This window comes from Flavobacterium sp. 270, assembly GCF_004368785.1.
In the GTDB taxonomy this organism is placed as follows: Bacteria; Bacteroidota; Bacteroidia; order Flavobacteriales; family Flavobacteriaceae; genus Flavobacterium.
The window spans coordinates 363,052-388,516 of record NZ_SODM01000001.1 but is presented as its reverse complement, the minus strand read 5'-3'; the positions used below and the strand labels follow the sequence as shown (position 1 = coordinate 388,516).

General features: G+C 34.0%; 21 protein-coding genes. 9 read left to right on the top strand and 12 right to left on the bottom strand.

All coding sequences use genetic code 11. The annotated features are described in order from the left end of the window. Positions 1–64 precede the first annotated feature (64 nt). Positions 65–2,239: a hypothetical protein gene (locus EV144_RS01725; RefSeq protein WP_134145570.1), complete on the top strand. Its 2,175-nt coding sequence runs from the start codon at positions 65–67 to the stop codon at positions 2,237–2,239. Positions 2,240–2,289: 50 nt separating this feature from the next. Here the strand turns inward: EV144_RS01725 and EV144_RS01720 are convergent, their stop codons facing one another. The 6 genes from EV144_RS01720 to EV144_RS01695 all read right to left on the bottom strand — a co-directional run bounded on the left by EV144_RS01720 (position 2,290) and on the right by EV144_RS01695 (position 8,702). Beyond that, positions 2,290–3,177 (bottom strand): helix-turn-helix domain-containing protein, encoded by an 888-nt coding sequence (locus EV144_RS01720; RefSeq protein ID WP_134145568.1) that lies wholly within the window; start codon positions 3,175–3,177, stop codon positions 2,290–2,292. A gap of 67 nt (positions 3,178–3,244) precedes the next feature. Beyond that, a complete protein-coding gene (locus EV144_RS01715; RefSeq protein WP_134145566.1) occupies positions 3,245–4,063 on the bottom strand; it encodes an SDR family NAD(P)-dependent oxidoreductase in 819 nt (272 codons plus the stop codon). Between the two features lie 129 nt (positions 4,064–4,192). Next, positions 4,193–5,743, bottom strand: a complete 1,551-nt coding sequence (locus EV144_RS01710; RefSeq protein WP_134145564.1) for a DHA2 family efflux MFS transporter permease subunit — start codon at positions 5,741–5,743, stop codon at positions 4,193–4,195. A gap of 107 nt (positions 5,744–5,850) precedes the next feature. Further along, positions 5,851–6,744: a helix-turn-helix domain-containing protein gene (locus EV144_RS01705; protein ID WP_134145562.1), complete on the bottom strand. Its 894-nt coding sequence runs from the start codon at positions 6,742–6,744 to the stop codon at positions 5,851–5,853. Positions 6,745–6,756: 12 nt separating this feature from the next. Continuing rightward, positions 6,757–8,010, bottom strand: a complete 1,254-nt coding sequence (gene fabF / locus EV144_RS01700) for a beta-ketoacyl-ACP synthase II (protein ID WP_134145559.1) — start codon at positions 8,008–8,010, stop codon at positions 6,757–6,759. A 101-nt stretch (positions 8,011–8,111) separates the two neighbouring features. Then, complete coding sequence (locus EV144_RS01695) at positions 8,112–8,702, bottom strand: TetR/AcrR family transcriptional regulator (RefSeq protein ID WP_134145557.1); 591 nt, start codon at positions 8,700–8,702, stop codon at positions 8,112–8,114. A 245-nt stretch (positions 8,703–8,947) separates the two neighbouring features. On the opposite strand from EV144_RS01695, the gene EV144_RS01690 reads away from it, so the two are divergent. The 6 genes from EV144_RS01690 (at position 8,948) to EV144_RS01665 (ending at position 16,809) form a co-directional block, all read left to right on the top strand. After that, positions 8,948–10,660, top strand: coding sequence for a phospholipase D-like domain-containing protein (locus tag EV144_RS01690; protein WP_134145555.1), 1,713 nt, complete (start codon positions 8,948–8,950; stop codon positions 10,658–10,660). A 93-nt stretch (positions 10,661–10,753) separates the two neighbouring features. Then, entirely contained in the window at positions 10,754–11,479 is a 726-nt protein-coding gene (locus tag EV144_RS01685) for a DUF2278 family protein (RefSeq protein ID WP_134145553.1), read from the top strand. 95 nt (positions 11,480–11,574) lie between these two features. Further along, on the top strand, positions 11,575–12,252 hold the full coding sequence (gene rpiA, locus EV144_RS01680) for a ribose-5-phosphate isomerase RpiA (RefSeq protein WP_208326826.1): 678 nt from the start codon (positions 11,575–11,577) through the stop codon (positions 12,250–12,252). Positions 12,253–12,573: 321 nt separating this feature from the next. Next, positions 12,574–13,866, top strand: coding sequence for a hypothetical protein (locus tag EV144_RS01675; protein ID WP_134145551.1), 1,293 nt, complete (start codon positions 12,574–12,576; stop codon positions 13,864–13,866). Positions 13,867–14,209: 343 nt separating this feature from the next. Continuing rightward, on the top strand, positions 14,210–15,985 hold the full coding sequence (locus EV144_RS01670) for a glycoside hydrolase family 9 protein (RefSeq protein WP_134145549.1): 1,776 nt from the start codon (positions 14,210–14,212) through the stop codon (positions 15,983–15,985). A gap of 47 nt (positions 15,986–16,032) precedes the next feature. Further along, positions 16,033–16,809 carry a ThuA domain-containing protein gene (locus tag EV144_RS01665; RefSeq protein ID WP_134145547.1) on the top strand — a complete coding sequence of 259 codons (777 nt, stop codon included), beginning with the start codon at positions 16,033–16,035 and terminating at the stop codon, positions 16,807–16,809. Positions 16,810–16,925: 116 nt separating this feature from the next. Here the strand turns inward: EV144_RS01665 and EV144_RS01660 are convergent, their stop codons facing one another. After that, on the bottom strand, positions 16,926–17,717 hold the full coding sequence (locus EV144_RS01660) for a polysaccharide lyase (protein WP_134145545.1): 792 nt from the start codon (positions 17,715–17,717) through the stop codon (positions 16,926–16,928). 539 nt (positions 17,718–18,256) lie between these two features. Between EV144_RS01660 and EV144_RS01655 the strand changes: the two genes are divergently transcribed. Together EV144_RS01655 and EV144_RS01650 are read left to right on the top strand one after the other, a co-directional pair. Then, on the top strand, positions 18,257–19,063 hold the full coding sequence (locus EV144_RS01655; protein WP_134145543.1) for a type 1 glutamine amidotransferase domain-containing protein: 807 nt from the start codon (positions 18,257–18,259) through the stop codon (positions 19,061–19,063). Between the two features lie 105 nt (positions 19,064–19,168). Beyond that, complete coding sequence (locus EV144_RS01650) at positions 19,169–19,606, top strand: cupin domain-containing protein (RefSeq protein ID WP_134145542.1); 438 nt, start codon at positions 19,169–19,171, stop codon at positions 19,604–19,606. 90 nt (positions 19,607–19,696) lie between these two features. On the opposite strand, the gene EV144_RS01645 is transcribed toward EV144_RS01650, so the two are convergent. The 5 genes from EV144_RS01645 to EV144_RS01625 form a co-directional block, all read right to left on the bottom strand. After that, positions 19,697–19,936, bottom strand: coding sequence for a hexameric tyrosine-coordinated heme protein (locus EV144_RS01645; protein ID WP_134145540.1), 240 nt, complete (start codon positions 19,934–19,936; stop codon positions 19,697–19,699). A gap of 22 nt (positions 19,937–19,958) precedes the next feature. Further along, positions 19,959–20,942, bottom strand: a complete 984-nt coding sequence (locus tag EV144_RS01640) for a catalase family peroxidase (protein WP_134145538.1) — start codon at positions 20,940–20,942, stop codon at positions 19,959–19,961. A 70-nt stretch (positions 20,943–21,012) separates the two neighbouring features. Continuing rightward, positions 21,013–21,636 carry a Crp/Fnr family transcriptional regulator gene (locus EV144_RS01635; RefSeq protein ID WP_134145536.1) on the bottom strand — a complete coding sequence of 208 codons (624 nt, stop codon included), beginning with the start codon at positions 21,634–21,636 and terminating at the stop codon, positions 21,013–21,015. A 47-nt stretch (positions 21,637–21,683) separates the two neighbouring features. Beyond that, positions 21,684–22,106 carry a response regulator gene (locus tag EV144_RS01630; protein WP_134145534.1) on the bottom strand — a complete coding sequence of 141 codons (423 nt, stop codon included), beginning with the start codon at positions 22,104–22,106 and terminating at the stop codon, positions 21,684–21,686. 4 nt (positions 22,107–22,110) lie between these two features. Then, positions 22,111–25,419: a CheR family methyltransferase gene (locus EV144_RS01625; protein WP_166670524.1), complete on the bottom strand. Its 3,309-nt coding sequence runs from the start codon at positions 25,417–25,419 to the stop codon at positions 22,111–22,113. Positions 25,420–25,465 lie beyond the last annotated feature (46 nt).

The following is a 25,465-nucleotide window of genomic DNA, read 5'->3' as shown; positions in this document are numbered from 1 at the left end:
TTATTCACTATCTTCGAAATCCCACATATATACAATCAATAATACCATTAAAAAAGAAATTCACATGAACAAAAAGGTTACTTCTATATTTATAGCAGTTGTATTTATCTTGACGCTATGCAGTTTTGCGGCATATTATCCATCGGATAAAAACGAACTAAATAATAAGATAGAAAGCAATATTGTTTACAACAAGAAAAAGCATAACATAACATTATCTTGGTCAGCATTCGGAACTTCTGGAGATTATATAATTACAAGAGGAGGCAGTCGTTTGGCATCAGATTTTGTGTCGGTGGGTTCGACTTCTAAATTGACATTCATAGATAATAAACCAAATGCTGATAAGTATGAAAATTATTATAAGGTCACTCGTGGGGCTGTAACCATTATACTTTCGCTAGAGAACCAAATTTTTGGTCCTAATATGTATTTCTACGATCGAAAATATGAAAAAGCAGAAACTGCAAAAAACGATATTAATTCGCAATTTGGCAGTATTGGTCTAGGCGGAGCAAATGGCGAGTGGACAACAAAACGTCAGGCCTATTATTTCAAAGCAAATGTTAAGGATCAGACTTACGATTCGGGAGGATCAGGTTCTGCTTCATCGGCAGCAGCTAATTCTATAGAATTAGGATTCTACTCTCATATTGGAGGTTTGGGTAAATTACCATCAGATGTTAAACTGGGTTCTGTATTTACCAGACCGCATCTTTCGGGCGGAGCAAATGCTACCTGTACCTTTTGGCGTTCTGTAGAAAATGTAGCAGTGATGCGAGATTTTGCATGGACGGTTTCTCAATCAACCAGCGCAAGAAGAATGCTGATTGAAAGTACTTCAAAATATATTTCAGATATCGGAAATACGAATTTTTGGGGCAGCGGTGGTTTTATTGCCGACACTCATTTTACAACATCCAGACCAAACTGGGGCGGACAACAGCAATGGTATACCAGAAATGCAATTTTTCCTTCGGGTTCGGGAGCAATGGGAGGTTCTTATAATATGGTTTGGCAAGGTTGTGTCAATCCTCCACAAGCAGATGAAGCCAATTCTCCAATTCCTACGACACCTATCATCAGAGAAAAACCTTTTCTTTTTATAGATAAAGACGGCGAATACAAAATATTTATTCCGGCATGGCAAAAAGATAGACAAGGAATTTCCTGGTCTTCAACAGATATGGGTAAAGGTAAAATTCAAGATTTGCTTACAGATTGGTATGTTACTAAAGAAGGCGATACTGATGCTGAAATTAATGCTGCGCTAAAAGCAGGCAAAAATATATTTTTTACACCGGGACATTACACATTAAATGCGCCTATTCAGGTCAATAGAAAAGATGCAATACTTTTGGGCGCTGGTATAGCTTCTGTGACGTTGGAACCTACTGAGAAAAACACTTGGGGATGTATCTATGCTGATGATAAAGACGGAATTATCATTGCCGGTCTTCTTATGGATTCATTCAATAGTACAACTTATCAAATTAGAATTGGTGCCGAAGGAGCAAATGCAGACCATGCTGCAAATCCTATTTTGCTTACAGATATTACTTGTAGAGTAGGCGGGGTTCAATCAAAAAATATTCAAATACAGACTGCTATGCAAATCAACAGTAACAATGTTGTGGGCGACCACTTCTGGTTGTGGCGTGCAGATCACGGCTCGCAGCGTGGTGGAGATTTACGCTGGGCAAGAGACAGATGTAAAAACGGACTTATTGTTACTGGCGATGATGTCACGCTTTATGGCTTATTTACAGAACATTTTCAGGAATATGAAGTATTATGGTTAGGAGAGGGCGGCAGTACTTATTTCTTCCAAAATGAACCACCATACGATGCACCAAATCAAGCAAGTTGGAGTAGTCAGGGGGGAAGAGTTGATGGTTATGCAGCATTCAAAGTAGCCAATACTGTAAAAGAACATCATAGTATAGGAATGGGTTCTTATGCGGTTTTAACTGGAACTGATGGCAAAGTAAACAAGAAAAATGGTTTTGAAATACCTAACAGCCCGAATGTAAAACTCGAAAAAATGTGTACTACTCGTTTTGCGGGTTCTGGTAATATTCAAAATGTTATCAATGGCATTGGAGGGAGTACGGAAACTGGTAAAAAACGTGTTGTATTATACAATAATAATACTGACGGTACACAGCCTTACGACGAAGAATTTGATTTGCCAAATAAAGAATCATATCCAGCATATATTGATATGGAAAAAAAATAAACAACTTTAAAAACTAAATCATAAAGCTATAACTTTTAAGGCTTTATGATTTAGTTTAAATTTACTTTCTTGAATTGCATTGGACTTAATCCGACCTCTTTTTTAAAAAGTCTTGAAAAGTAAGATATATTATCAAATCCCAGAGAATAAGCAATTTCAGAAACATTTTTATTGTCAATAACAAGCAGATTTTTTGCTTCAGAAATTAAAAATAAATGAATGTGCTCTAAAGCCGTTTTTCCACTTTCCTGTTTAAGTAAATCGCTTAAATATCGTGGACTTAAATTTAATTGTTCTGCAAGCTGATTAACTGACGGAAGACCTTTTTCAAGCTGACCATTATTTACATACTTAGTAAGAGTTTCAGTAAACTTAGTAACGGTTTTACCCGAAATTTCAAAACGGTTTATAAATTGACGCTTGTAAAATCGCTGCGCATATTTTAATAAAGTACTGATATTAGCTAGTATGATTTCACGACTGTATTCATCTTGATTGTTGAGGTATTCATTTTCTATTTTATGAAAAATATCCCAGACCGTTTTTTCTTCCTGAGGCGAAAGATGCAGCGCTTCATTAGTTTCATATTCAAAATAATTATAATTTGAAATTTCATTACGAAGCGGTTTACCATTAAGAAAATCTTCGTGGAAAAAAATTAAGAAACCGTCTTCATCGTGTTCAAGATTTTTCATTTCTATGATCTGTCTTGGTTTTACAAACAGCATAGAACCTTGCTCATGGTCATATTTTGTTCTTCCATATAATATGACACCGGCTTTAAGTTTTTTAAAACCAATCATATAAAAATCACTTGTAAATTCTTGTTCATTTAGCGAACATCTGCCATCACAATGATAAAGACTAATTAAAGGATTTTCTGGTTTTGGAAAACCATTATCGCTATGCATTTCAGCAAGATTTTTATAATGTTTCATTTTTTAATGTTTTTAAAATAGTACAATCTACCAAACTATTCAATAGATTGTACTATCAATTCTATTTTTAGAAGCCATGTGCATTAGCAGAAACTTCTTTCCAATCTTCAAATTCGGCAAGACGTTCTGCATACACCTGTTTAACAGCTGGGTAAGCTACTTTTCCTAAAAGGAAATGCAAAGGTGGATTTTTACTGTCTATTAATGCCAATATTGCTGGTGCTGTTGTTTCTGGATTACCCCAGCTTTCTGGAACAGCTGCTTCAAAAAAAGCTTTTTTAAGCGGTGCATAAACTTCAGAAGGTTCCGTCTGGAATGCAGATGCTCCCGACCAATCTGTAGAAAAACCATTTGGCTCGATTAAACTTACCTTAACTCCAAATTCTTTAAGTTCTGCCGCCAATGTTTCACTAAGACCATTTACAGCATATTTAGATGCGTTGTAAAGTCCTAAAACAGGTAAAGCCACTAATCCCAAAAAGCTGGAAACCTGAATAATGTGACCACTTTTTTGTTCACGGAAAATTGGGGTTATTGCCTGAGAAACCCAAAGTACTCCAAAGAAATTCGTTTCCATTTGAGCACGTGCCTGATCTTCTGTAGTTTCTTCAATTGCGCCAAATAAACCAAATCCGGCATTATTTATAAGTACATCGATACGACCAAAATGATCTTTGGCTTTTTGTACAGCGGCAAAACATGCAGCTCGATCATTAACATCCAATTGTATAGGATAAACGGCATCGCCAAATTCAGCTTTAAGCTCGTTCAAACTATTTAAATCTCTAGCAGTTGCAGCCACTTTATCGTCGCGTTGCAAAAGTGCTTTTGCCCATATTTTACCAAAACCTCTTGAGGCTCCTGTAATTAAAATTGTTTTTGACATGATAAATTATTGTTTAAATTATACTAGCAAAGTTACACGGACTGTTTCTGGACAATTTATACAAAACTCGGAATAATTGGTACATTTTTACGCCCTGTTAAATTGTCTTACCTGTATAAATTGTACTTTTTAATGATCTGAAATGGTTTCTAGTTTTACCGCATTCGTTCCTTTAGATTTAACAAAGAACAGCAGAGGCAGAGCAAAGGCAAAAAGCAAACCGATTAATAAATAAGTGTCCATATAACTTAGTAATGTTGATTGTTTTGAAACGGAATATTCTGTTAAAGCCAAAGCTTTTTGTTTGGCTTGAAGCAAATCATAACCTTTACTTTGAAAATAACCGGTTAATCTATTTAATCTTTCTGTGGCGAGAATATTGGTAGAAGTAATGTTATTTATAAAATCTACACGATGCTCTGCAAATCGGCGCGCGAGATAAGTATTTGCCAGCGAAATCCCAAATGAACCTCCCAGCTGGCGCATCATATTATTAAGCGCCGCTCCCTGAGGAATGTCTGCCGGATCTAATGTAGAAACCGCCAGCATTGTTGTAGGCACCGTCAATAATGCCATACCTATGGCGCGAAATATTAAATTAATGGCAAGAGTTTCTTTTGATGTGTTGATACTAATCAGCGTCATCTGCCAGCTGAAATAGATAAATATTAGAAATCCAACAATGATTAAATAAATAGGTGAAATACCGCGCTGCAATAATTTTCCAGAAAGCATTAAAACAAATAGAGCAATAATAGCTCCGGGTAATAATAACATTCCGGTTTGTGTTGGAGAAAAGTTTAGCAGACGCTGCGCCAGAACAGGAGTCATAAAAACAGAAGTAAACATACCAATCCCGACAATAAAAGTTAGAATAGCGGCAATAGATAAAGTTCTGCTTTTTAGAACTCTAAGATTTACAACTGGGTTAGGCGTGTGGAGTTCCCAAAATATAAAACTAATTAAGGATAAAGCGGCAACAATAGAAAATGCCGTTATATAACCTGTTTCAAACCAATCTTCAATTTGTCCTCTTTCCAGAACTATTTGCAAAGCTCCAATTCCAACAGCCAATAGTGCAATTCCCAGCCAGTCTACGGCTTTTACAACTGGTTTTACTACAGGCTCTGTAAGCAAAAACCAGCATGAAACTGCGACCATTATCCCAATCGGAATATTAATAAAAAAGATCCATGGCCAGGAATAATCTTCGGTAATAAAACCTCCCAAAGTTGGCCCGATAGTTGGTCCAATAAAAATTCCTAAACCAAATATAGCACTTGCTGTACCTTGTTTTTCTTTAGGAAATAACTCAAATACAACAGCTTGTGAAACGGATATTAAAGCACCGCCGCCAATACCCTGCAAAAAGCGAAAAAAAACGAGCATCCAAATGTTAGAAGAATGACCGCACATAAACGAACAAAAAGTAAAAAGCAAAACGGAACTTATATAATAATTACGTCTTCCTAAATTTGTTGTCAGGAAAGAAGTCATTGGTATAATAATGACATTTGCAATCGCATAAGCAGTTATAACCCACGAAGTATCTTCTAAAGTTGCGCCAAGATTACCGCTCATGTGCGAAAGTGCAACATTAACAATTGAAATATCTATCAGTTCCATTATTGCTGCAACAATAACAGTAATCAATAGTATTTGTCTTTTTGTAGAATCCATTTTTGTAATAATTAATATTTACGGTTTTTCATAAGTATATATTTTATACCAATTGGTATATTTTTAATTAAAAAAGTTGGAGCCTTTATAATTAACTCCAACTTTTGTTAATCAGCTAAATTTCTGAATTCGGAAGGTGAAATTTCCGTATACTTTTTAAAATATTTTACGAAATAAGAAGCATCGCCAAAACCCAGCATACGCCCAATTTGGTTGATGTTATAATTAGCTTGTAAAAGCATTTTTTTGGCTTCCAGAATGATTCTTTCGTGTATCATCTGCGACGGACTTTTATCCAAAAGCTGATTTGTTAAATGGGATAATGTTCTGGTTGATACGCTTAAAAGTGCAGCGTATTCTGAGATTTTTAATTCTTTCGTATAATTCTCTTCTATTGCATGAACAAATTCAGCTAATATTAATTTTTTCTTTTCACCTTTAATAATTGGCAGTCCATTTAATTGCTGAAACCTATCCTTACGATGCTGTACCTGAATTATAAAAGCTTTTAGATATGCTCTAAGAAGTTCGACCTGATAGATTCCATTTTTGTTTGAAAGCTCACTTTTAATCAGATTTATATAATCCTCTAATATAAAAGTATCAACTGAATTTAAATTAGAATAAGGAAGCTGATCAGCGTTTTTAAATAAGTCATGATTCAAAAAAAAGTCACTTTCGTTATTATTATGAGTTAAAAATTGTTCGTTAAAATGAATTACAATCCCTTCATAATTGGTGTTTTTATCAAAATAATGAACTTGATTTTTGGTAACAAAAAAAATAGTATTTTCTCCAATGTCGTGTGCTGTAGAATCTACAACATATCTGCCTTTACCAGTTTTAAACCATAGTATCTGGAAATACCGCTGCAGGTGTAATTTCCTCATTTTTTTGTCGTACTTCTTTAAATATTCCTCCATATCATAAACAGCCATCTTAGGCATATTGGGCTGATATTGATTGAGATGATATTGAAGAATTTTTTCAGAGTTATTCATTTCATTCACAGCTTATTGATTCGTTGCTTTTTTGAATATCGTACTAGCCGTGTGTCCGCCAAAACCAAAAGTATTGTTGAGAACATAATTTACTTTTTGATGAATTGATTCTCCTAAGATAATGTTGCTGTCTGCAGGAATCTGTTCATCAAGATTGACAGTGTTTATAGTGGCTGGAATAATATCATTTTTAACTGCCAAAACAGAAATAATACTTTCAATAGCACCAGCAGCCCCAAGTAAATGCCCGGTCATCGATTTTGTGGCACTAATTGGAACAAGAGAATCTCCAAAAACTGTTTTTATAGCTGTTAATTCGCTTAGGTCACCTTGTGGAGTTGCGGTTGCATGAGCGTTTATATAATCGATATCAGAAAATAATAATCCTGCATCTTCAAGAGCATTTTTCATGCCCAAAGCAGCACCAAAACCATCAGAGGGTGTACCTGTAAGATGATACGCATCTGCCGCCATACCACCTCCAACAATTTCTGCATATATTTTTGCACCGCGTTTTACTGCAAAATCCCAATCTTCAAGAATCAAAGCTCCGGCTCCTTCGCCTGCTACAAATCCATCGCGATCGCGGTCAAATGGTCGGGAAGCTTTTTGAGGTTCTTCATTTCTTTTCGATAACGCATGAGAGGAGTTAAATCCTCCGATAGAAGAAGAAGTTATAGCGGCTTCAGAACCGCCGGCAATCATAATATTGGCTTTGCCTAATCGAATGGTATCAAAGGCATTAATTATGGCTGTATTTGATGAAGCACAGGCAGAAACGGTTGCATAATTTGGTCCATGCAGACCATTACGGATAGAAATAACCCCGGCTGCAATATCTACAATCATTTTTGGAATAAAAAAGGGATTAAATCTTGGTGTACCATCGCCGGCATGAAACTCTTTTAATTGTTCTTCAAACGTAGTAATACCGCCATTTCCCGAAGCCCATATTACGCCAATTTTAGATCTTTCCTGCTGATCCATTGATTCGAAATTTAAGCCAGCATCCATAATTGCCTGATCAGAAGCTGCAACAGCATATTGTGTAAAAAGATCGTATTTGCGGATTTCTTTTTTTTCAAAATAATCCTCAGCGTTAAAATCTTTAACCTCGCAGGCAAATGTGGTCTTAAATTTTGAAGTATCAAATTTTGTAATGTAATCGGCACCACTTTTTCCAGAAATAATATTTTCCCAGAATTCAGGAACATTATTTCCCAAAGGCGAAATAACACCTAATCCTGTAACAGCTACTCTTTTCATATTGATATTTTTTATTTTTTAAATTGAAAAAACTTAATGAATATTTTTGATGAAATTTCATCTTAAATTATACCAATCGGTATAAAAAGTGTCAAAAAAAATCAATCTAGTTCTTCAATCATTTTTGTTACTGAGTCTAATATTGTATTGAAATTATTTATTTTTCCAGACAGTCTTGAGATCATTACAGCGCCCTCAATAGTAGCAATAATAGTTAGTGCAACTTGTTCTGATTGAATGTTTTTTGCTTTAAATTCTCCTGCTTTGATTCCGTTTTCAATTAAATCAACTATATAATTTTTCCACACTGTAATAGCATTATCAGCCATCTCTTTTAAAACGGGATGTGTATCATCTGATTCTATCGCTGTATTTTGAATAGGACAACCTCCATTTTCCATCAGCTTCTGAAAAAGACTTTTGTATTTTTTAGGAAAAGAAAGTAATTGTTCCTTATAGGTCAATGATCTGTCCAATTCAAGATTAAGACTTTCTCTTACTTTTGTTAAGTTGTATTTAAATGCAGCAATGCCAACCTCGTCTTTATTTTCAAAATTGCCATAAATGCTGCCCTTTGTAAGACCTGTAACAGCCATCATATCATTTATAGAAGTCCCAACGTAGCCTTTACGGTTAAAAACCGGTGCTGTTTTTTCTATTATAAATTGACGTGTTTTCTCTGCCTTAGACATCTTATCTTAATTTAGTACTGCAAAATTATACCAATTGGTATTAATTTACAAATATTCAATCATAAATATTTGTTTAAAATGTTTTTCCTAATTGTATTTTGGAAAACATTCTTTTCTGTATTTATGCATAAGTGTTTGAAAAATAGGTAATTATACGTATTTTTATTTGAAGTAGTTGTCTTATATTTATCCCGTTCTCTTGAACTTTAAACGAAATAATTGTAAACTTCTAAAAATAATAATCAATGCGTTACTATAATGAAGATAAAGATTTAAAGTTATATGCAGTTGCTGGAACACAAACTGTTTTATTATCCTTTGATATTGACAAAACGAAATTAGGCAATCAATTTCTTGGTTTTAGTGTAGAAAGAATAGATAATAAAAAGACAGGTATTTCGGTTCAAGTAACTTATCTCAATGGTACCAAATATTTTGAATCACTTGAAAATAATCCAGATCCAATAATTAAAAAAAGATCATTAGTACAATCTTTTTATTGGCAGGATTATATTGTCGATCCCGCAAAAACCTACACCTATACTATAAAAGCAATGATTGGCCCGGCTATTAATCCTAGTGTTGCCTTTGAATCTGATATTGTAGTTACTACAGAAAAACTGCATGATGGAAAACATTCCATTTTTTTTAATTATGGAGTTACCGGTTCACAATCGTATGCCCGTAATTTCAACAATAAACCATTAAGTGAAATGACTCCTTCGGAATATAAAAGAGCGCTTGATATTCTAGGGAGGGATTTATGGAGCGAAGGTTTATTAAAATTCATAAGACAAGCCACAGATAGTACCTATACCATTTATGGCGCATTTTATGAATTTCAATTGCCTGAATTTTTAGCAGAAATAAAAGCTGCGAAAGACCGTGGTGTAAAAATAGAATTAATAGTGAGCGGGAAAGAAGATCAGTATGAGGATAAAACTTATAAAAATGGTACAATTCGTTTAAACAATAAATCAATGATGACAAATTCAGGAATTGATGATTGTATAAAGACATTACGAACAAAGCCAAGTCAGCCTCATAATAAATTCATGGTTTTATTAAAAGACAATATTGCAAAACAAGTATGGTTTGGCTCAACCAATATTACGCTCGCAGGTATTTTTGGACAATGCAATACAGGACACTGGGTAGTAGACAATACCATTGCTAAGCAATATGAAAAGTATTGGTTAAGCCTTTTGGGTGATCCAACTATGGGTACTGTGGCAAAAACGTCAATGGAAATTCAAAAAAGCATTGACCTGACCAATCTGGAAAATGGAGAATATGTGTTTTTTAGTCCAAGAGATTTGCCGAAAATAAGTGGTGCAAAACCTGTTCAATTACAACATTATGCAGACTTAATAGATAGCGCGAAAGAAATGGTTTGTATGGTTTTTCCATTTAACATGGATGATGTTTTTAATACGGTTTACAATCACGATAAAGATTATTTAAGACTGTTGCTTTTTGAATCAGCTTCGGATGCTCAAAAAGTAACTAGTAACGACATTGATCTAAAAGTTTCTGCAGGGGCAATATATCAAGGCACAGAAAAGAACTGGGCCAAAGAGGTAACCACAAAAGCAACTACAGGCGCGGGTATTCTATATGTTCACAATAAATTTTTCTTAATTGATCCTTTATCCGAAGATCCAATAGTAGTTACCGGTTCGGCTAATTTCAGTTCAAATTCTATTCTTAATAATGATGAAAATACAATGCTGATTAAAGGAGATAAAAGAACAGCAGATATTTATTTAACTGAATTTGATAGGTTATTTGTTCATTTTTGGCCACGTTATTTAACTAAAATAAATCCTGCAAACAGTACTTTCTCAAAACCACTAGATGAAAGTTACAGCTGGTATCAAGTTTACTTTGATGATAATAGATTTCAAACAAAAAGAAAAAAAATATTTCAAAATATGAAAGGTGCTGTCAAAGGATAAAATAAATTTTTCACCTCTAAAGAGACAGCAACTGCAAAACACAGTGCATTTTGCCACTGTTCAAAATATATTAACCTTAAAAAAAGTTATGTTATGCCACTAGATAAATATGGAGTACTTAAGGGTACAAAAGTGAATTACTATCGTGATGAACCGGATAATTTTGGTAATTTTTATCATGGAAATGTAGAAGTTGTTGCCAATAATATTAATTATCGCTGTGCCATTGATGTTGACAGCCAGAAAACACGGGTGCAATGGAGAATTATCAATTTTAAAGCAAAAGAATTTAATTTAATCTCAGTCATGGCTGATGGCTGGCATCATCTTGCTTCTAACGAAGTAAGCGGTGCGATTGATTATATCAGATGGAAACCAATGTGGGTAACGCTAAGAATTCCGATTTTATTTTTATTTCCAGAATGGCGATTAAGAATACCGCCATGGTTGTATTCTCCAAAATTGAAGCAATTTGAATCGTCGGAAATAAGATCTAACGTTCCTTTTAAGATTATCGTTCTGGACCAGTCTTCTTTTTGGAAAGCTGGAAATAATATAGATGCTATTCAGCAATTAGAATCAGTACTCAATCAAGGAGATAAAGTATTTATTTTTGGACAATTCTTTAATTCAGGTTATGGAGTTCATGACATCCATCAAAACCAAGGAGATCCTATAAATGGGGGACATTCTGGAGATAATGCGATTTGGCAGGATGGCGCCACAATAGTGCAGAAACCAGACGGAAACTATGTAGGATTTTTTAATAAATTTGAAACACAATCATTTAAAACAGATAATCAAGGACATCCAATTTGATGTAATAAGTGCGTCAATATTTAATGCAGCTGCAATGTTTTGAATTAAGCTTGAAATTTATAAACTTGCAGTATGTTTTATTTTAGCGACACCAAATGATAAAAGATATAGAAAAAGAAAAAGAACTGGCAGCAAAAGAAGCTGTCAAGTTGCTTTGCGATAATATGATTGTGGGTTTAGGAACGGGTTCTAGCGCTGTTTACGCTATAACCGAAATTGGAGAACTGGTTAAAAATGGTTTAAAAATAAAAGCAGTTCCAACTTCTAACCGAACCAAAGAACTTGCAGAATCTTTGCACATTCCGTTAATTGATATAAATGCTGTAAATGCTATAGATATTACCATTGATGGTGCCGATGAATTTAATACAGATTTGATATTAATCAAAGGCGGCGGCGGTGCGTTGTTAAGAGAAAAAATTGTTGCCTCGTTAACAAAACAAGAAATCATAATTACAGATTCCTCAAAAAAAGTAGATTTAATCGGAAAATTCAAAGTGCCAATTGAAGTTATTCCGTTTGCTTCTCAATATGTACTGCGTCAAATAGAAACCCTAAATGGTACGGGTAAAATCAGAATAACAGCAAACAGTCCGTTTATTACAGATCAGGCAAATTATATTATTGATGCTGATTTTGGTTTAATTTCAGATCCTATTTCTCTATCTCAGAAATTAAATGAAATTGAAGGGCTTGTTGCACACGGAATTTTTATTGGTTTAACAAGAAAAATAATAATGGGCAGTAATGATTCAGTAGTGATTTTTGAATAAAATAATATTTTTTTTAGTAAAAATAGAATTTACATATGCTGAAATTCAAATAGTTAATGATTTATAAAGATCGAAATTTAATTTTAATAACAAAAATTAGTAATAAATGTTAAATTAATCGATATTGTTTTGAAAAAATACATATATTTGTAGAAAGGCACTACCGGGAGCACTCACTTTTGTTTTATTTTCAATTACAATTTACTGTCGCTGAAAATGAATTTTTTTCCAAATGTGAATCTTGAAGTTCAAAAAACTAAACTTGTTTTTAAAGCTTCAGACCGAATAGAGTCTAATTATTCACCCCAAATACCTAGCCCCATGAAAAAAATTACTTTAATGATTTGTTTACTTATGCTGTCAGCAGGAGTAAATGCGCAACAAGAAAAAGGAATCATCGGATACAATAACTGGCTTGATAACTGGACAGAATTTAAGCCTCATAAAGTAGATTACGGTGAAGCAAATCAAATCCTGGCGGGAAATATATCCGTAAACACAAAATTGATGAAAAAAAATGTATACATTCTTCAGGGAAATGTATATGTAACAAATAATGCTGTATTAACAATTGAACCAGGAACATTAATTATTGGTGATTTTGAAAGCAAAGGAACATTGGTAATTACAAAAGGTGCTCAGATTATTGCAAACGGACTAGAAACAGATCCTATTGTATTTACGTCTAACCGCAGTGTAAAAAAAGCAGGCGACTGGGGCGGAGTAGTCATCCTTGGTGATGCGCCAATAAATAAATTTGGTAATGTTGGTTCTTATAATTTAGATCTAGATCCTTCACTTACTGTTTATGGTGGAAACAATGTTGCAGCAAACTCAGGAATTTTAAAATTTGTAAGAATTGAATTTGCTGGTAAAAAAGTTAAAGGTGCAGACACTTTTAATGGTTTAACTATTGCAGGAGTAGGAAATAAAACAGTTTTAGAAAACATAATGGTAAGCTACTCTGGAGGTGATTCTTTCGCTTTTTACGGAGGAGATGTAAATGTTTCTCAACTAGTTTCATATAAGTCAATTAATGATGATTTTAAATTCACTCAAGGGATTCAATGTCGTTTGTTTAATTCATTAGCAGTAAGATCTTCATATTTGTCAAGTAACAAAGACGGATCTAGATGTATGGAGGTAAAATCATATGAAAAGAAAAATGATACTGATTTTACTAAAAAATTGACTTTGGTTGCAGCATCAAACGTTACAATGCTTAACGATAGTGAAAATATCAAAGCAGATATACAAGCAGGTTTAGTAAAAGAAGCAGTATATGTTGGCGAAAGTGCAACTTTAGAATTAAAAAGAAGTGTAGTGTCAGGCTTTAGCCCCGCAGTATTATTAGACAGCAAGACAGAAATAAATCCTGCTAATCTAAAGAAAATTAAATTTGAAGAAATGTATTTTAATCAGTGTAATGGAAATGTCACTGCAGAATACAATACCACTACTAATGCAGAACTTGAAAACTGGTACGGAAACAGTCTTTTCTTTAATGTGTCTTCTCAAAATGACAATAAAGACACTTTTGTAGATATCTTCAATGCAAGAAGACCAGACTTCAGACTTCAATTAGGAAAAACTACAGCATCTAACGATAAATAGATAATTAGCGTATTTTAATAAAACGCTCTTTACAAAACAAAAAAGCTCAATTCGAAAGAATTGAGCTTTTTTGTTTGCTGATCTCAGAGATACAATATTTTAAAACATTTATGTAATTTTAAAATAAATAAACTGCTTTTAAAGCAATTAGCAAGATAAATATAATCTCTTTTAAGGGGTTTAATTGTCCTGTAGCAATGAAAATAGAAATAAAGTTAAATTAAGTATTGATAAAAAAGTTAAATTAGTTCTTCAATTAATTCTAATAAAAGACAGTCTTTTTTTTAAAGAATTCACTGATTGGATAAAACTTCATTTAAAAATAATACAGCCATATTTAACTATGATAAAATTCAGGAAACATTTAAAATTTATTGTAATAGTTCTGTTTATTTCTATTACAGCTTACAGCAAATCTATAATTTATGTAAATCAAGTTGGTTTTGATCCTAAGAGTCCCAAAATAGCCATTATAGGATATGAAGGCAAACTAAGTACAAATGCAACTTTTGACATTATTGATGCCAAAACGAATAAAACAGTATTTACAGCAGCTGTTGGGAAATCACAAAGTGTTGATGACTGGAATCTGGGTAGATTCTTTTATGAAGCAGATTTTTCATCCTTTCAAAAGTCTGGAAATTACAAAGTAACTTTAAAAATAGCCGATCAAATCTATACTTCTGCAAGTTTTGCAATTGAAGAAAACATATTGGCAAAACGCACCATTTCTTCAATTGTACATTATTATAATAAACAAAGGGCTAATACGCCAGAAGAACTGGAAGCAGATAAAAACATGCTGTTATTTGGCAGTACAAAAAAAGTAGACGTGCATGGCGGTTGGTGTGATGCATCTGGAGATGTCAGCAAATATTTTTCGCATTTGGCTTATGCTAATTTTGTATCGCCTCAACAGACGCCGTTGGTAACGTGGTCGCTTATTAATACATCAGAAAAAATTCCAAAACAGCTTAAGGAATGGAAAATAAAAGATTCATTAGATAATGAAGCCATTTGGGGTGCCGATTATTTAATGCGTTGTCTATCTGATCAGGATTATTTTTACATGATTGTTTTTAGTTATTTTGATAAAAATCCTGCATCCAGAAGAATTGTAGGCCTCAAAGCCAATAGTGTAACCACAGACGAATATCAAAGTGCATTTAGAGAAGGCGGCGGAATGGCAATTGCTGCACTTGCTCGAATTTCTCAATGGAAAAAAAATGGAGATTTTACATCAAAACAATATTTAGAAGGCGCCAAAAGAGCTTATGCACACTTATTGATAAATAACACAAAATACGATGATGACGGAAAAGAAAACATCATTGATGATTATTGCGCTGTAATGGCCGCTACAGAATTATGGATTGCAACAGACGACAGTTTCTATAAAGATGAAGCCAGAAGATGGGGTCATAATCTTGAAAACCGAATGACAGATAAAGGCTGGTTTAGAAGTAATGATGGAAATCGACCTTTTTGGCATGCAGCAGATGCAGGTCTGCCTGTAGTAGCATTGACACGATATTTGAAAAAAGAAAATGACAGCAACGAAAGAATTGCCGCTACAAAAGTCATAAAAAAAGCATTAGATTATAATATAGCTGTTACAAATAACGTAAGCAATCCGTTTGGTTATGCCAGACAAAGTTTTTTGTTTAATGATAAAATAAAAGACGGCTTTTTTATTCCACATGATAATGAAACCGGCTGGTGGTGGCAGGGCGAAAATGCAAGATTAGCATCATTGGCTACAGCAGTTATTGAAGGTGCAAAAGTCACTTCTTATAATGAAAATGACAGTTCAAAAAAAGCATCCAATTTATATGCTTCACAACAATTATCGTGGATATTGGGCTGTAACCCTTATGATATATGTTTTTTATATCAGTTTGGACAAAATAATGTTCCTTACATGCATTCTAATTATGGACATGGTTCAGAAAGAGGCGGTATCTCAAACGGAATTACAGGTAAAGATGGAAATGGAGACGGCTCAGGAATAGATTTTAAAATGGATGTTGACGGGAATGACGAATGGCGTTGGACAGAACAATGGATTCCGCATTCAGCATGGTTTTTACAAGCAATAACTGCTTTGGTTGAAAATTAAATATTTAACGAAATATAAAATTGAAATTCAAATAATCATAACTTTAAATGAAAAATGTAATAATAGCAATTTCTTTATTAATAACAAGCTGCTTATTTCAAGGAGAATGTTTTGGTCAGCAATCAAAAAAAGCAAAATTTAAGGTTTTAGTTTTATATGAAAATGGCGGACATCATTTGCCTTTTACTTTGGCTGCTAAACCTTGGCTGAACAAATTAGCAATTGACAGTAGTTTTACTATTGATTACATTGAAAATACTAAGACCATTAACGAAACTCTATTAAAACAATATAAAGTTTTTATACAACTCGATTATCCTCCTTATACATGGAGTGATGAATCTATGAAAGCATTTCAAAAATACATGAACGATGGCAAAGGCGGATGGGTAGGTTTGCACCATGCTACTTTGTTGGGTGAATTTGATGGATATCCAATGTGGAAATGGTTTTCTGATTTTATGGGAGGAATAAAATTTGTCGATTATATTCCAAAATTTGCTACTGCCAAAGTAAATATCGAAGATAAAAAGCATGCGGTTACAAAAGGAATTCCATCCAATTTTATGGTAAAAAATGAAGAATGGTATACTTATAATAAAAGCCCAAGAGAAAATGTTCATGTATTAGCCTCCGTAGATGAATCTACTTATGAGCCGGACGCAAAAGTAAAAATGGGCGATCATCCTGTAGTTTGGACAAATGATCATTTTGCTTCTCGAAACATTTATATTTTTATGGGGCATTCTCCTGATTTGTTTGATAATGAAGTTTACACCACTCTTCTTAGGAATTCTATTTTTTGGGCAGCTAGCAAAAGATAAGTTTCTTTGATAAATTAAAATTTAAAAGTCAAAGTCATTATAAAAAGAAAAGCCTGAGAATATAGATTCTCAGGCTTTTTATTTATTCCGGGCAAATGTTTAAAAACTATAAATTATTATAGAGCATCCCAAGATGCACTAGGATAATAAATAGAACTTGTTACCGGAGCTTTCCAGTATTCTTGACTACCACCACGGAAAGTATGAAGACTTACTGCATTTACATTTCGTTTAGAATCATTAGTAACCCAACGAATTGTTTGATTCAATATCTCCGTTCCATTTACATAATATTTAACGTATCCATTAGTACTTGATCCAGTATTTAACTTAACAGATATCTGACAGTTATAGGTAACTCCTTCTTGTATGTAATATTTTTTTCCGAAATCATTACCAAATTGTCCTGGCTGATCTTTATAATATACATAAGGTTGAAGGTAAGCTCCGCTTCCTTTGGCAGAGTTAGATCCATTTGGGCAATACCACATAAATCTGGCACTTCCTCCATTTCCGTCCCATCCTGGATCACCGCCAGTATTCTGATCACCAATTAAGATACCATATCCGCATTTACCGCCTCGGCTCCAATAAAATCCGTTATTAAATTTCATCTGGAACCAAACAGTATAAACGCCCGTTGACCAAACACCGTACGATGTACACAAGCCACCTGGACATGATAGTGTATTAGTTTGCAATGTGATTGTTCTGGCACCCGCACTACCTAGTGCTGCAGCTACAGCAGCTTCTTTGTTCGTGTTTTGCGACGCATCTTTTTGAGCACTTTGTGATGTTTCTTTGTTAACGGCTTGTGGCTGCTCATTCAAATCTTGTTCCTTTTCGCAGGAATTAAACACTAATGCAGTAATAAATAGTAAACTTGTTAATTTTAAGGCTTTTTTCATTTTAAAAAATTAAAGGTTAGTAAATAATTAATAGTTAGTAAATAATAAAAAGTGGTTAAAATCATTTGATACTGAAACAGAGAATTTTTCCAATTCTCGAAATCCGCATCAATGAATCGGTAAATAAAAACAACGTCTTTATTGTATTATGTTTCATACAATTGTCCGGAACTTGACATTACTGTTAATTAAAAATCACATTTTACGATCGTTAAGTAATTGTTAATTAACTGATACAAAGTTGATTAATAATAATTTGCAGATGGGGTAATAAAGTACGTTTTTACGTACACAAAAATCCAGAATATGTATTTTGTGCAATTTTTTTCGATATTAAAAATGGTATTATTAAAAAAAAATATAAAAAAATGAAGAGAATTCAAATCATCAATAATTTAATGTGATACTCTTCAATAAGTCTTTTAAACTCATTAAAGATCAACGTGATCTGACTGCTTATTAAACAATGTGATGTACATCACGTAACCATCTTCTGTTTGTGTTTTTACTTTGTACTATAATTTTAAACACATAACAAAATGAAAACACAAGAAAAAGAAATCGTATTGGCGCTAAACCCTATAGATTGGAGCAGCATAGTTAAATCATTATTTATTGCTCTTTTATTGATAGCAAGTTTTGCTACAATTGCACAGGAAAACAAAAAAACAAAAATACTTTTTGTTTTAACTTCTCATGACAAATTAGGAGATACGGGTAAACCAACAGGTTCATGGATTGAAGAATTTGCAACACCTTATTATTACTTTTTAGACAAAGGAATTGAAGTAGTAATTGCTACACCAAAAGGAGGGCAAGCTCCAATAGATCCAAAAAGTACAGATGCATCTTTTCAGACAGCTTCGACTAAACGTTTTTATGCTGATAAAAATGCGCAAACCGCATTAAGCACTACAGTGAAGATTACAAGCGTTAAGCAAAAAGATTTTAAGGCAGTTTTCTATCCTGGAGGACATGGACCAATGTGGGATCTTGCAACTGATAAAAATTCGATAAAACTAATTCAGGATTTTTACAATAACAGCAAACCAATTGCTTTTGTATGTCATGCGCCAGCGGCTTTAGTAAATGTTAAAAGCAAAGACGGAAACTATCTGATTGCCGGAAAAAAAGTGACTGGTTTTACTAACACAGAAGAAGCAGCTGTTGGTTTGACTAAAGTGGTACCCTTTTTACTAGAAGATAAATTAAAAGAACATGGGGGAAATTATACTAAAGGTCCTGATTGGAATTCTTATGTAGTAGAAGACGGTTTATTATTATCGGGTCAAAATCCTCAATCGGCAGAAGAAGTTGCTTCCAAATTATTATCAAAAATAAATTAAACTTCATTTAATTAAGAATTTGGCACACTTTAAAAAGCTGTGCCAAATCTTTTAAAAATAATTATTATGAAATCTAATAAATTCCTAGTACTGAGCCTTATTCTTATGGCTTCAGAACTGATTTCAGGTCAAGGTATAAGTCCGAAAGAGTTTAACTCAATAAATTCTGAAAACATAACCTGGAAATCTTTCCCTGCATTTCCTCAAAATGTAAAACTTGCTGTTTTAGTTGGTAATCCTGCTAAACCCGAACCATTTATTGTGAGGGTAAAGGTGCCAAATGGTGAAAAAATAATGCCTCATGTACATCCCGAAGACAGAATTTATACTGTAATTTCAGGTGTATTTTACATTGGAATAGGAGAGAAGTATGATGAAAGTAAATTACAAGCCTATCCGGTAGGTGCTGTGGTCGTATTACCAGGAAATACTCCTCATTTTCATCTGGCCAAATCGGGTGAATATGTTACTCAAGTATATGCCATTGGTCCTCTCGGCTTAGATTATCTGGATAAACAATATGATCCCAGATTAAAAAACTAGATAATATTGCATTCTTTAAAACAAAACCCAAGTCAATTTCGACTTGGGTTTTGTTTTAATCAAATTAAGCTAATCTGCATATTTTGGAGCTTATTTCCAATAATTATTCGCAGCAGCAATTGTTGCAAATTCGGTTGCTACGGTTTGACCAATGGCAATAAGCATTGCTGCGTTTTCGGCATAAATTGGGCGTAGATTTTCTCGTATTGCAGCATCTGGCTGTGTATATTTAATAATCAGCCTTGCCATTTTTACAGCTAACTGTCTTCCTTCTTCGGGAGTTGCTGTAATTAAGGAATTGTTTGGGATTAATTGAATTGTTTCAGACATATCGTTTCTATTTTATGTTATATTATTGACGTTCTTTTTGTGAAACCGGATACGCTTTAGAACGATCTTCCAGCATTGGATCAGCAGTTCCTATGCCATCGGTTAGGTTATTTGGAATAAAACGCAATTGTTTATCTGCTTCCAAATCATTGTTTCCAATTTTAGTTATGGTAATTGTACCCAACAAAACGCGCTCTCTTGAATCAGGCCAGACAATAGACGGATCTGCTATTGCATCTCCTGAAACTGCAATTTGCGCATACAGCTTAAATTTAATAGGTTTGGCGACTAAATGAGCTTTTATTTCTTCATACAAATAATCAGGACCCGATTTTGAAAGCTGTTCTTTACTTAAAAATTTTTCACCATCTTCTGGAATAAATTGATATCGGATAAATTTTGATTCGTCCTTTGCGTTAGTAAATTTATACGAGTTTACGCCAAAATAAGAAAGCGTACCAAAACTTGTTGATGGTGGTTTTTGAGTTGTTAAGAACGTTTTAGCAATTGGATGTGTTTCAAAAAACTTTTCTAATGCTGTTGGTTTTGGTGCGTTTGCGCCACTTTGTGCAATAGCGCCCAAAAGCTTTATAAATTCATCTGTATTAGCGGTTGGGAAACCATTAAAACTATGCGTTACGATGTCTGAACTTGTTCCATTTGGCAAATGAAATTTTATAGCCAATCCTCTTGGATTGGATACTCCAACCGTATCTGGAATCGTCGGAATCCCTGTAAAATCAGAGAAACGAACAGTAATTGGTGTTTTTTTGTTTTGAAACTGAACGGCCTTAGTAATTTTTTTGGCTTCTTTGGCAGCTTCAAAATAACCTTCTGTAATAATGCCTTTAGCATGTACCGCTCTTGCATGTGGATGTTTTCCGAATGTGCCATGAAGAGCATCTACCATTTCATTTGGAGTTGATTTGGTTTCAGTAGTTTGTGCATTACTAACAAACGATGCTGTCATAATGCTAAAAACGATAATTTTTTTTGAGATTTTCATAACCTTATTTTTAAAATTGGTTATGCAATATTAGAAAACCCAAAAAAGAATATTGGTTACATTTGTTACACTAGAGCATTTTTATTTTTCGTCCATCCTGAAAAACTTTTCCATCAAGTTCCAGCTTTTTCATTAATCTGGAAATAACTACCCGTGAAGTTCCTAAATCATCGGCAATATCTTTATGAGAAACAGGCAGTTCTTTGGAGTTAGAAACAGTGCTTTTATTTTTCAAATAAGTAAGAAGTCTGTCTTCAAGTTTGTAACAGATAATTTGTTTTGTGGCTTCTAAAAGTTCATTGTAATGTTTTTGAAACTCTCCAATAACCAGCTTGTTAAATGTTGGATATCTCAATATCCATTCTTTTACTTTCTCTATAGGCAGTAATAAAATGTCTGCTTTTTTTTCTGGAATTGCTGAAAAATTTATAGCATCCTGACTAAATAAATGAGCAAAACTAAAAATACAAGATTCGCCTTGCTGGATATAATACAATAGAAATTGTAAGTCTTCTTCGTTGCTGTAGACTTTTACGCTGCCCGTTAGAACAATGGGCAAATTGCGAACAAACTGACCTTGTTTGACAATAAAATCATTCTTGGAATAGGTTTTAACAGTTCCGAATTTTTTAATTTCGGTAATAAGTTCAGCACCTAAACTTGGCAGGCAATCTTCTAAAATAGTGTTATCCATATTTAATTGTACAATGCATATAAAACAAAACAGCTAAGTAACTAAAATTACATATTCGGATGCCTGCAAAGTTTCCAATAAGCAATTATAGTAGCTATAGAAGTTTTAGCTTCTGATAAATCATTTTCTTTTTTAAAAAAACCTTGTACTGTAAGTTCAGTATACGCTTCAATTACCTGTTCTTGTCGAATAGAAGTCGAATAGAAAACAAAAGGAATACTTTTTAGTCTTAACTGTTTATGGTTGTCTATTTCTCTTTTAAGTTCCAGACCATTTTTTCCCCGCAGATTTACATCGCAGAAAATAAGAAAAAGTGATTTTGATGTATTATGAAGAAACTCTAATGCTTCGTCTGAATTTTTTAGATAAACACGCTCATTTTCAATTCCGAGTTCGGAAAAAATGGTTTCCATGAAGATTCTGTCATCGTGATCGTCTTCAAGTAGAACTATTGGTCCTGATTTTGACATAATGTTAGTTTGTTTCTGTGGTTAATGTAAAAATAGGAAAATATAGATTGAATTCAGAACCCTTTCCAGTTTCTCCCGTGCAGGTGATATAACCAGAATGAAGATCCATTATTTTTTTGCAGAGCGCCAAACCAATTCCCGTACCTTCATACTCTTCTTTGCTGTGCAGTCTGAAAAAAGGATCGAAGAGTCGTAATCGGGCAGTTTCTGGAAATCCAATACCATTATCATTAACAGATATACAAATAAAAGTTTTATCAGAATCAATAAGTGCCGAATCAGCTATATTGCCTGCCGATGCAGTAATTTTTATAATTGGTGATTCTTGCTCTTTACTATATTTCAGCGAATTTGATATTAAATTGATGAAAACCTGACGCATTAAAGCGGGTATAGTTTTTATAGCGGGTATTTCTCCAATGGTAATTACAGCTTTTTTACTAAGTATCATATCATCAATCTCATCACACGCGTCCTGAATAAGCTGTGCTATATCGGTCTCAATAAAATCTCCCTGATTGACACTGGTAACTTTAGAATACATAAGTAAATCATCAATAAGATGCTGCATTCTTCCGGCACTTACAAGTATACGGTTAAGATGTAAAGTTGATTCCTCTGAAAGAACATTGTCGGGATTATTGGTTATCATACCAGAAAAAAGACTGATCTTTCTTAAAGGCTCCTGCAAGTCATGACTGGCAACAGCAGTAAAAGAGGCCAGTTGTTTGTTCTTATCTTCCAGATTATTATTAGTAGATGCAAGCATTTTATTAGTACGCAGCAGATCTGTAATATCTTCAAAAGCAAGCAGCGCCAGAGGCTCTCCCAATTTATTATTGCTAATTGGCCTAACATTCATGATCATTGTTTTTTCATGACCGTTGCCCATTATAATTTTCACTTCAGCATTGTCCAATTTAATGCCTTTAGAAATTGAATGTTCAATTTGAGGACGCAGATCGACAAGATTTCCCGAAGCCAGAATCGTATCAAAAATAATTCGGCTTTCAATAGCGTCTTCGCTAACAGAGAATTGACTGTAAAATGAAGCATTTGCACTTTTAACCCGCATTTCATTATTGATAATCAGCAAAGGTTCTCTAATATTCTCCGTAATAGCTTCCGCATAAAGACGGGATAAAACAAGTTGCTCTTGTCTGTCTACCAGCTCTTCGTTCATCGCTATTAGCTCTTCATTGTTTGACTGAAGCTGTTCGGCAGAAGTTTCTAATTCTTCATTTAAAGTCTGCAATTCTTCACTCGTACTTAAAAGTTCCTCGTTGGTACTTTGCAGTTCTTCATTGGCTAATTCCTGATCCTCAGTTACTTTTTTGATATCTTCGCGAAGCTGTTCAATTTCTTTTTCCAGCGTTTTGATTCTTTTCTCTGCACTGCCTTGTACTCCGTCAGCATCTAAAAGCTCTCCCACTATTTTAACGCTTTTTCGGAAAAGGATCAGATAATGTTTTTCTTCAAAGCTTTCGCTTAGCGGAACAACTTCAATATCTGCCATGTATTTCCTGTCTTTTACCGGTATGGCAGTTTTTACTGCTTTCTGCCCAGTTTTGCGAGCGTCTAAAAGCGCAGAACGAACTTCAAAAGCAAGTCCTTCCCGAACCATTTCTAAGATATTAAAATTAGGTTTACCCTGTGGAGAAAGCAAAAAAGCACCAGTGTCACCATGAAAGTGAATGATTTCTTTTTTCTCATTAACAATTACTCCTGCCGGAGTATAATTGTTGTAAAGAATATTTTGCGCTGCTTCTTGAAAGTGAGGCTGCGAAAGTTCCTTTTTGGCTGTTTTTGCTTTTGCAACAGCAACCGTGTCAAGGCTTTCTCTTGAGATCGGAATTTTGGCGTGAACACTATTTTGTCGGCTGAAAATTTTAAGGTTTTTAACCAAAGGCTCAAATAATCCCGGAGTATAACTTGTTGATTCTGATTTGCCCAGCAAAAGCATTCCTGTTGGCAACAAACCGTAGTGGAAAGTTTTAAATGCTTTTTTCTGCAGATAAGAGTCCAAATAAATCAATGCATTTCTACAAGACACAAGGTCTAGTTTTGCAAAAGGCGGATCTTTTATAAAATTATGTGATGCAAAAATACAGAAATCACGGATTTCTTTATTGATATGGTAAGAGCTTTCAATTTTTGTAAAATACCTCGAAAGCCTGTTTTCTGATATTCGGCGAACGTCCTGACGCGAATAAATTCCGGCACGCGCTTTAGAGATTGCTCTTTCAGAAATGTCAGAGGCAAAAATCTGGACTTTTATAGCTATTTTTTTTGATGCTAGAAATTCATGCAGCGCAATTGCAATCGAATACGCTTCTTCTCCGGTCGAACATCCTGCAACCCATATTCTAATTCGGTCGTTATTTTTTTTGTTTTCTATTATTTTAGGAAATACAATTTCCGGAAGCATTTTAAAGACCTGAGAATCCCTAAAAAAGTCGGTTACGGGAATTAGAAGATCATTAAAAAGCAAGTCGACTTCTACCGGGTTATCTTTAAGGAAACCAAGATATAACTTCGACGTATTTATCTTTGCGATAACCATTCTTCGGGCTATTCTCCTTCGAATTGTCGGCTCTTTGTAATTAGAAAAATCATTTCCGGTTGTTAGTCGCAGCAGATTAAGTATAGAAATATAAGTTTCATCGTCGCCTTCCAGTATATGTTTATCTTTTTCTGTGCTCAATGAATAGTTAGAATCATAAACAGCTTCTAAAAGTTGCAACTGCGAAGGAATATCTCTAGTCTTTAAAACAAAGTCAGCAGCTTCAGATAATGAATCCTGATATTGTCTGCCGTTTTCCTGTATGGTTTCAGGCATTCGTGCAAAGGCAGTTCCACCTTGTTCTTTAATATAATTGAGGCCCATTAAACCGTCCGTAGAGTTTTCTGAAAGTAAAATTGCACGAGAAAACTCCTTGCAGGCCAACGCAAGAGATACAAAAAAATGGTCTATAGCAGATAGTGAATCAACTCCGTGTCGTCTGTTGGATATAGATAATGTACCGCTGCTGTGTGATAATGTTTGATCTGATTTTAAGATATAAAGTTTATCAGGCTCTAAAAAATTTCCTGGCTCGATAGTCGATACCTTTAAATTTGTGTTATCAGAAATTTGTTTAAACAACTCAGTTTCCGATTCTTTTTGGTCTTCTAAGTAAAGAATAAAAGACATATTGCTTTCAATCGGGAGATTTTTTACAAATACCTTAACTTCCTCAAAGCTTTCCAGAGTTGTGGCAATTCCTACTATTGGAAAACTCTGTTTTCTGATGTCAAAAATTTTATCACTCATATTGTCCATACTCAAAGATAGCTAATGACCATAGAGCATCAAAGTA

Excerpts from the sequence above, each read along its gene's own strand:
- EV144_RS01660 (WP_134145545.1), bottom strand. The coding sequence starts at position 17,717 with ATGAAAAAAGCCTTAAAATTAACAAGTTTACTATTTATTACTGCATTA.
- EV144_RS01650 (WP_134145542.1), top strand. The coding sequence starts at position 19,169 with ATGGCTTCAGAACTGATTTCAGGTCAAGGTATAAGTCCGAAAGAGTTT.
- EV144_RS01665 (WP_134145547.1), top strand. The coding sequence starts at position 16,033 with ATGAAAAATGTAATAATAGCAATTTCTTTATTAATAACAAGCTGCTTA.
- EV144_RS01710 (WP_134145564.1), bottom strand. The coding sequence starts at position 5,743 with ATGGATTCTACAAAAAGACAAATACTATTGATTACTGTTATTGTTGCA.
- EV144_RS01695 (WP_134145557.1), bottom strand. The coding sequence starts at position 8,702 with ATGTCTAAGGCAGAGAAAACACGTCAATTTATAATAGAAAAAACAGCA.
- EV144_RS01715 (WP_134145566.1), bottom strand. The coding sequence starts at position 4,063 with ATGTCAAAAACAATTTTAATTACAGGAGCCTCAAGAGGTTTTGGTAAA.
- EV144_RS01685 (WP_134145553.1), top strand. The coding sequence starts at position 10,754 with ATGCCACTAGATAAATATGGAGTACTTAAGGGTACAAAAGTGAATTAC.
- rpiA (WP_208326826.1), top strand. The coding sequence starts at position 11,575 with ATGATAAAAGATATAGAAAAAGAAAAAGAACTGGCAGCAAAAGAAGCT.
- EV144_RS01670 (WP_134145549.1), top strand. The coding sequence starts at position 14,210 with ATGATAAAATTCAGGAAACATTTAAAATTTATTGTAATAGTTCTGTTT.
- fabF (WP_134145559.1), bottom strand. The coding sequence starts at position 8,010 with ATGAAAAGAGTAGCTGTTACAGGATTAGGTGTTATTTCGCCTTTGGGA.
- EV144_RS01705 (WP_134145562.1), bottom strand. The coding sequence starts at position 6,744 with ATGAATAACTCTGAAAAAATTCTTCAATATCATCTCAATCAATATCAG.
- EV144_RS01645 (WP_134145540.1), bottom strand. The coding sequence starts at position 19,936 with ATGTCTGAAACAATTCAATTAATCCCAAACAATTCCTTAATTACAGCA.
- EV144_RS01720 (WP_134145568.1), bottom strand. The coding sequence starts at position 3,177 with ATGAAACATTATAAAAATCTTGCTGAAATGCATAGCGATAATGGTTTT.
- EV144_RS01690 (WP_134145555.1), top strand. The coding sequence starts at position 8,948 with ATGCGTTACTATAATGAAGATAAAGATTTAAAGTTATATGCAGTTGCT.
- EV144_RS01635 (WP_134145536.1), bottom strand. The coding sequence starts at position 21,636 with ATGGATAACACTATTTTAGAAGATTGCCTGCCAAGTTTAGGTGCTGAA.
- EV144_RS01725 (WP_134145570.1), top strand. The coding sequence starts at position 65 with ATGAACAAAAAGGTTACTTCTATATTTATAGCAGTTGTATTTATCTTG.
- EV144_RS01630 (WP_134145534.1), bottom strand. The coding sequence starts at position 22,106 with ATGTCAAAATCAGGACCAATAGTTCTACTTGAAGACGATCACGATGAC.
- EV144_RS01625 (WP_166670524.1), bottom strand. The coding sequence starts at position 25,419 with ATGAGTGATAAAATTTTTGACATCAGAAAACAGAGTTTTCCAATAGTA.
- EV144_RS01675 (WP_134145551.1), top strand. The coding sequence starts at position 12,574 with ATGAAAAAAATTACTTTAATGATTTGTTTACTTATGCTGTCAGCAGGA.
- EV144_RS01640 (WP_134145538.1), bottom strand. The coding sequence starts at position 20,942 with ATGAAAATCTCAAAAAAAATTATCGTTTTTAGCATTATGACAGCATCG.
- EV144_RS01655 (WP_134145543.1), top strand. The coding sequence starts at position 18,257 with ATGAAAACACAAGAAAAAGAAATCGTATTGGCGCTAAACCCTATAGAT.